5 protein-coding genes are annotated in these 6,698 nt (G+C 71.4%); 1 reads left to right on the forward strand and 4 read right to left on the reverse strand.

Annotated elements, in window-relative coordinates:
* Window positions 1-33 precede the first annotated feature (33 nt).
* Entirely contained in the window at window positions 34-1,677 is a 1,644-nt protein-coding gene (abc-f, locus tag AOK22_RS13905; RefSeq protein WP_055698943.1) for a ribosomal protection-like ABC-F family protein, read from the reverse strand.
* A 1,246-nt stretch (window positions 1,678-2,923) separates the two neighbouring features.
* Window positions 2,924-3,322 (reverse strand): winged helix-turn-helix transcriptional regulator, encoded by a 399-nt coding sequence (locus tag AOK22_RS13910; protein ID WP_055698944.1) that lies wholly within the window; start codon window positions 3,320-3,322, stop codon window positions 2,924-2,926.
* A gap of 77 nt (window positions 3,323-3,399) precedes the next feature.
* Here AOK22_RS13910 and AOK22_RS13915 point away from each other — a divergent pair, with 77 nt between their 5' ends.
* Complete coding sequence (locus tag AOK22_RS13915) at window positions 3,400-4,356, forward strand: NADP-dependent oxidoreductase (RefSeq protein ID WP_055698945.1); 957 nt, start codon at window positions 3,400-3,402, stop codon at window positions 4,354-4,356.
* Between the two features lie 252 nt (window positions 4,357-4,608).
* Here the strand turns inward: AOK22_RS13915 and AOK22_RS13920 are convergent, their stop codons facing one another.
* Window positions 4,609-5,622: a hypothetical protein gene (locus AOK22_RS13920; protein WP_141753725.1), complete on the reverse strand. Its 1,014-nt coding sequence runs from the start codon at window positions 5,620-5,622 to the stop codon at window positions 4,609-4,611.
* Window positions 5,623-5,910: 288 nt separating this feature from the next.
* A complete protein-coding gene (locus tag AOK22_RS13925; RefSeq protein WP_055698947.1) occupies window positions 5,911-6,369 on the reverse strand; it encodes an SRPBCC family protein in 459 nt (152 codons plus the stop codon).
* Window positions 6,370-6,698 lie beyond the last annotated feature (329 nt).

The raw sequence follows: 6,698 nt of genomic DNA on the forward strand, positions 1-6,698 counted from the left end.
GGGGAAGGGTGTGGTGGCCAGCCGCTGTGCGTGTCACACCGGGGTGTCGGTGACCGTACCGTCATCCAGTGCCAGTCGCCGGGTGAGGCGCACGGCGTCCAGCAGGCGGCGGTCATGGGAGACGAGCAGGAGTGTGCCGTCGTAGGTGTCCAGGGCGGATTCCAGTTGTTCGATGGCCGGCAGGTCGAGGTGGTTGGTGGGCTCGTCCAGCACCAGCAGGTTCACTCCGCGGCCCTGGAGCAGGGCGAGTGCGGCCCGGGTCCGCTCGCCGGGTGAGAGGGTGGTCGTCTCGCGCAGCACGTGCTCGGCGCCCAGGCCGAACTTGGCCAGCAGGGTGCGCACTTCGGCGGGCTCCATCGAGGGGATGGCGGAGCGGAAGGCGTCCAGCAGCCTTTGGCGTCCGCGGAAGAGCGCCCGGGCCTGGTCGATCTCGCCGATCACCACGCCGGAGCCGAGCGTCTGGTGGCCGGCATCAAGGGGGATGCGGCCGAGCAGCGCGCCCAGCAGGGTCGACTTGCCCGAGCCGTTCGCGCCGGTGATCGCGACGCGGTCGGTCCGGCCGATCTCCAGGGACACGGGCCCGAGGGTGAAGTCGCCGCGGTGCACGCGGGCCTGGCGCAGTGTGGAAACGACCGTGCCGGAACGGGGCGCTGTCGCGATCTGCAGGCGCAGCTGCCACTCCTTGCGCGGCTCCTCCACTTCCTCCAGGCGCTCGATGAGGCGTTCGGCCTGTTTCGCCTTGCCGGCGAGGTTCTCGCTGTTCTCCATGCGCCCGCGCCGGGCGAACTTGTCGTTGTCCCGGCCGCGGCGCTGCGCTGTGCGGACTCCCTTGTCCGCCCAGGAGCGGTGCATGCTCGCGCGCTCCTGGAGGGCGGCCTTGCGTTCGGCGTACTGCTCGTACTGGTCGCGGGCATGACGCCGGGCGCGTTCGCGCTCCTGCAGGTATGCCGCATAGCCGCCGCCGAACAGGCGCACCTGCTGCTGGGCGCGGTCGAGTTCAAGGACCTGGGTGACGGTGCGGGCGAGGAACTCGCGGTCGTGGCTGACCACGACGGCGCCCGCGCGCAGTCCGCGGACGAACTGCTCCAGTTGTTCCAGACCCGCCAGGTCGAGGTCGTTGGTGGGCTCGTCCAGCAGCAGGACGTCGTGGCGCGAGAGCAGCAGGGAGGCCAGTTGCGCGCGGGCGGCCTGCCCGCCGGACAGTGAGGTCATTGCCTGCTCCAGGTGGATGCCGAGGCCGAGCGTGGCGGCGACGTGTTCGGCGCGTTCCTCCAGGTCCGCTCCGCCCAGGCTCAGCCAGCGTTCCAGGCCGGCGGCGTACTCCTCGTCCGCTCCGGCGGTGCCGTCGGCCAGGGCCCGGGTGGCGGTGTCCAGCGCGTGCTGGGCGGCGGTCACGCCGGTGCGGCGGGCGAGGAAGGCGTACACGGTCTCGCCGGGTCGGCGGTCGGGTTCCTGGGGCAGGTAGCCGATGGTCGCCGTCGCCGGGGCGGCGCGTACCTGGCCCTGTTCGGGGGTGTCGAGCCCGGCGAGGATGCGCAGCAGGGTGGATTTGCCCGCCCCGTTGGCGCCGACGAGCCCGGTGACCTCTCCTGGCGTCACTGCCAGGTCGAGGCCGGTGAACAGGGTGCGGTCGCCGTGGCCTGCGGCGAGGTTCTTGGCTACGAGGGTTGCGGTCATGGTGTCGCCTACCGGAGAGGTCAGTCACCCGCGGTCGTATGCGGCGGGTGCAAGGGAATGGGGGCGGCACACGCCCGATGGCACGACGGCAGGCGGAAGACACACAGGCGCGCGGAGGCAAGGGGGGGGCAGCGCAGCGCAGGGTTTTATACCGCGTCCGGGCGGCCCGGGGGCTCCGAGGTCACGTGCACAACCGCCGACGCCGGTATGACCGGGCGCGGCAGGGCCGCACGGGCAGATGCCGTGCTGGCAGCAGGGGCACGTACCTCAGATGCGCAAAATCCACCTCGATCGGTGACAACAGGACCGCCGAGCAGAATAGACAGCGATCCTGCCGCGCGTACATCGCATTTCAGACGCCCGGCCGCACAGCCCCGTATCCGGTGCTCGTGCCGGCACGAGCACCCCGGGCCGCCGCGGGGCAGCCCTACCGGCACCGCTTCGTACATTGGGCAGGCCCTGTCCCGCCGCCGGGCAGGCCTGTGGCGCACCCCTTCAACGGCGCCGGGCCTGCCCTCCTCGCGCGCGGAAGCCGACGGCAGACAGCCCGGGCCGGGGCTGCACCTCCGGCTACCTGGAGACAGTCCCCCCTACGCCCGAAAGCCCGGGCGGGATCCCCGGGGACTGGCGCCGGCCGGTGAGCAAGGCGGTGCGCCTTCCCGGCTCGCGGTGGGCGCCCCGGGCGCCTGGGGCGGGCCCAGGCGCGTGGTCAGGAGCCCGGTTCCTGATGCGCCCACTGACGCGCAGGCACCAGCTACGACTTCGTCCGGACCGGTGGGGCAGCATGGCCGGGCCGGCGGCCGCCAGGGCGGTGAGCAGCGTAGGGCGGCGCAAGGAACCCTCCTCCCCTGGCGTCACGAGGAGCGGCCGCCGCTCCGCCCCTTGAGGTCTCCCACCGGCACCGGCGCACAGGGCGCCGGTGAACCGAACAGGAGATGCGCGGACATGCTGCCTTCGCACGCGGCGCGGTGCACCACCCGCAAACCGACGATGCGGAAGCGCCCGCTCCCGCCGCGAGCGGGCGCGGCACTCCCGCCGGGAGACGATGACCAGTGAGCAGCCGCTCCGGCTGCCCTGGGGGTGCAGCTGGCTGACGACAGCCGACGCCGCTGCCGGGCGGACGCGGCAGTTACCCAGGACGTCGCCGGCCGCGTTCTGGACGTGCTCCTGGAGACAGATCCCGCGCCTACGTGACATGCGTTGCGAGGGCCGCCGGAATGCTTGAGGTGATGTACCCGCGGCGCCGTCAGCTGGGGGCGTCGTAGTTGGCGCGGGCGGTGTGCACCTCGTCCATGTGTTCCTCCGCCCAGTCCTTGATCGCGCGCATGACCGGGAGCAGTGAGCGGCCCAGCGGGGTCAGTTCGTATTCGACGCGGACCGGGACGGCGGGGGTCACGGTCCGTGTCACCAGCCCGTCGCGCTCCAGATGACGCAGTGTCTGGGTGAGCATCTTCTGGCTCACGCTCGCCAGCGTGCGCTGCAGGTCGGAGTACCGCCGTGGCCCGTCGGCGAGTGCGTTGACCGCGAGGCTGACCCACTTGTCGGCGATGCGGTCCAGCAGGTGGCGGGCCGGGCACTGGGCGAGGTAGGCGTCGTAGGCGGTGCTCGCGTCGGCCCGGTGCTGGGCCGCGGTGCGGGTGGGCATGGCTCTCCTCCCGGTGCCGTACGCACCTCCAAGTGCGTACTTCCTGATGGAGAGTAGCAATACCTACGGTGAGCAGCATGACCGATGAAGAGAAGATGCAGGCGGTGGCCGCCCGTGGGTACGGCGGGCCCGAGGTGCTCGAACTGGTGACGGTGCGGCGTCCGGTGCCCGGGCCCGGGCAGGTGCGGATCAGGGTCGAGGCGGCGACGGTCAACCCCGTTGATCTGGTGACCCGTTCCGGCGCGCTCGTCGAGGCCGGGCTGATGGCCGCCCGCGAGCTCACCGGTATGGGATGGGACGCCGCCGGGGTGATCGACGGGCTCGGCACGGGCGTGACGGCGTTCGCCCCGGGGCAGCGGGTGATCGGGCTGCGCGATCTGCTCGATGTGTCGTTGGGCGCATACGCCGGCTCCCTGGTCCTGGACGCCACGGCCGTCGCGCCCGCGCCCGCCGGTGTGTGCCCCGCGGCCGCGGCGACACTGCCGCTGAACGCCCTCACCGCCCTCCAGGCCCTGGACCTGCTCGGCCTCGCCGAGGGCGACACCGTCCTGGTGACCGGAGCCGCCGGCGCCGTCGGCGGCTTCGCCGTCGAACTGGCGGCGCGGCGCGGCCTGCGCGTCATCGCCCAGGCCGATGCCGCCGACAAGGAGTTCACCCGGAGCATCGGCGCCGCATGGACCCTCGACCGCGACACCACCGATCTCGCGGCCGAGGTCCGCCGCCTGGTCCCCGGCGGCGTTGACGGCGCGCTCGACACGGCCGGACTGGGCATCCGCGCCCTGGCCTCCGTCCGCAGCGCGGGCGCCTACGCCAGCGTGGTGGGCGGCACGGCCCCTCCCCCGCTGCGCGGCATCCGCATCCAACAGCACTGGATCAGAGCCGACGGCGCCGCCCTGGCCGAACTGGCCGCCATGGACCTCACCCTGCGGGTCGCCGACGTCCTCCCGCTCGAGCAAGCAGCCCAGGCACACACCCGCCTCGCGGCAGGCGGGATACGCGGCCGCCTCGTCCTGGCCCCTCAGCAGGAGAAATGATCCGCCCCGACCAGGACACGCCCCCCGACAGCCCGCCACCTCAGGCGGGCGCATCATCGGCGTCTCCACACCACTGACCCACCACACCAGGCCTTGCGGCCGCCGTCTGCTCCGCCGCGAAAGCCGCCGTGGACGCCCCGGGGGGGGCGCGGACCCCCGAGCCCCGGGGCCGGCCGCCACCGCCACCGCCACCAACGGCGGAGCCACGCGCGACGGCGCCGAGATGCGCCACTGAGACTGCTGCACACGTACTCAGCACAGCGGGTCACGCGGACGCTCCGAACAAAACGCATAGCCGTCCTTCAGCTTCTTGCTCAAATCGACCCTGGGCGCCCTCTTCGGAAGCGGTGCAGCCACTTTGAAGGGTTCTCCGTTGTCAGAGACCGCAAGGTTGCGCGGCTTTCCTCCGACAAGCACCTTGAGATCAACCGTCCACTCGTAGGCGGCACCGGACCTGGCCGCCGTGGCCTCGATATGGAAATCTGCCGCGTCACCCTTCCCCATATTGATCCCGACACGCTCGATCGGGCCGCTCTCATCGAACAGACGAAAACGAGGAGGCCTCGCATCCACGACAAGGCTCGCCTGCCGGCCGAAGTACCCATCCCCGCCCGGGCAGTCCAGCACCTCAGTCCTCAGCACGGGCTGCGGCACCCTGCGCACATGAGGCTCCAGGCCAAGGATGACGACCGACTCGCTCCGTTCCGTCGTCAGCACGAAGTCGATGAAGACATGATGCGGAACACCGCCGACCGACTCGAGCAGATTCGCAGTACTCTCCGTGCAGGTGTACTTCGCTCGGGAAAGCTGCTTGTCAAGTGCCTTCACCGTCAGCGGGACTGCCAAGTTGCCTGAGTTTCCCACCGACTTGATGTAAATCTCCGGCTCGGGAGGGTGACGGGGCCACCAGTTGTCCGGCCACGCCGTCACAGCCCCGAGCGTGGTCCCCACAATCGTGACCACCCCGACCACTGCTCCCAAAGCCGCGCCGAGCCGGCTGACCGAGAGCCGCCGCGGCCCGGACGACGGCGGCGAAGACGGTTCTGGAGACGACATCATGAAAACCAACGTGCTCCGATGCACAACTCCCAGCAATGCGACGAGTTCGTCTTGCTGCCATCGCTCAAGCAAGTGATGCCGGCTACGTCTCAACCACAGCATCGTGGCGGTGTGTTCCGCGCGCACCATGCGACTGGCAGGCACCCATACCGGTACGCCGTGACGGCCGACCGCCCCGACCAGAAACCGGTCAGCCGTCTGCGGCACCGGCCGCGACGGCTCGTCCGAAGGCCCGGGAACCGGACACAGCTGGATGGAGCGGAATGGAGCCGGAAATCGCCGCGCATAGGGAGCACACCTGGGATGTGTCGGTCCACCCGAGGCGCGCCCGCGTCGTGACCGGCGCCAAGCGCCGCAGCGCCCACGCAGCACGCGCCGCTCCCGGACCTCCGCGTCCGTGCGCCCGACGGATCCCTCGCGCACAGCAGGCCGCCGAGTGGGGCGGAGCGGAGCCAGGGGCCGTCAGCGGCAGCAGACCCGGCCCAGACCCAAGTCCTAGGCCGGCGCCTCAGCGCAGTGCGCCACATGCGCATTGCGCGACTCGATGAGTCTGCGCATGTACCGGCCCAGCACCACCGCCTCCACCCCCGCTCCCAACAGGCCCAAGGGCGCCGCGAATTCGATCACATCACGCATCACCGTGCCCCCGCGCCCGTCCGGCGCGAAGCAGTGCGTGTGATGCCACCGCTTGAAGGGCCCGGCCACCTGCTCGTCCACGAACCTTTCGGGCCACTTGTACGCACTGATGCGTGAGGTCATCCGCCACCGCATCCCGAAGTGCCGGGCCTCCCAGGTCACGGTGTCACCGAGCGCCATACGCCCGGCCCGGACACCGCCGACGATCCGCTCCCGGGAACGCGCCATGGACGCGGTGTGCAGACCCACGTCCAACGACAGGCCGAAAACGGTCTCCACAGACGCGGCGATGTGCGTGACGGTCTCGAAACGCTGCATGCCAGGATGCTCGCACGCACCCCCGGCCCCCAAAGCACCGGCTGCACGGCAAGCCACTGAGCAGGTAAGACGCAGAAGCCCTCACGCCCCGCCCAACCGAGCCGGAGCCTGCCGGACATGCCACGGCCAAGCCGCCCCCGCAGTGCCGGGCTCCGGCTGACCAGCACCTTGCGGGCTGCCGCCCTGCAGACACCGGCACAGGCGTGCCTTCCGCGCGGGCCACGTCCCCGGTATCCAGTCCTCTCAGCGGCAGACACACCGAAAGCCCGGCGGGAGACCCCTTCCGTCTTCCGGGCCCACGGCGCCACGCCGCACCGGCCGGCGGACAC

The organism is Streptomyces silaceus, assembly GCF_001419745.1.
Lineage (GTDB): Bacteria > Actinomycetota > Actinomycetes > Streptomycetales > Streptomycetaceae > Streptomyces > Streptomyces silaceus.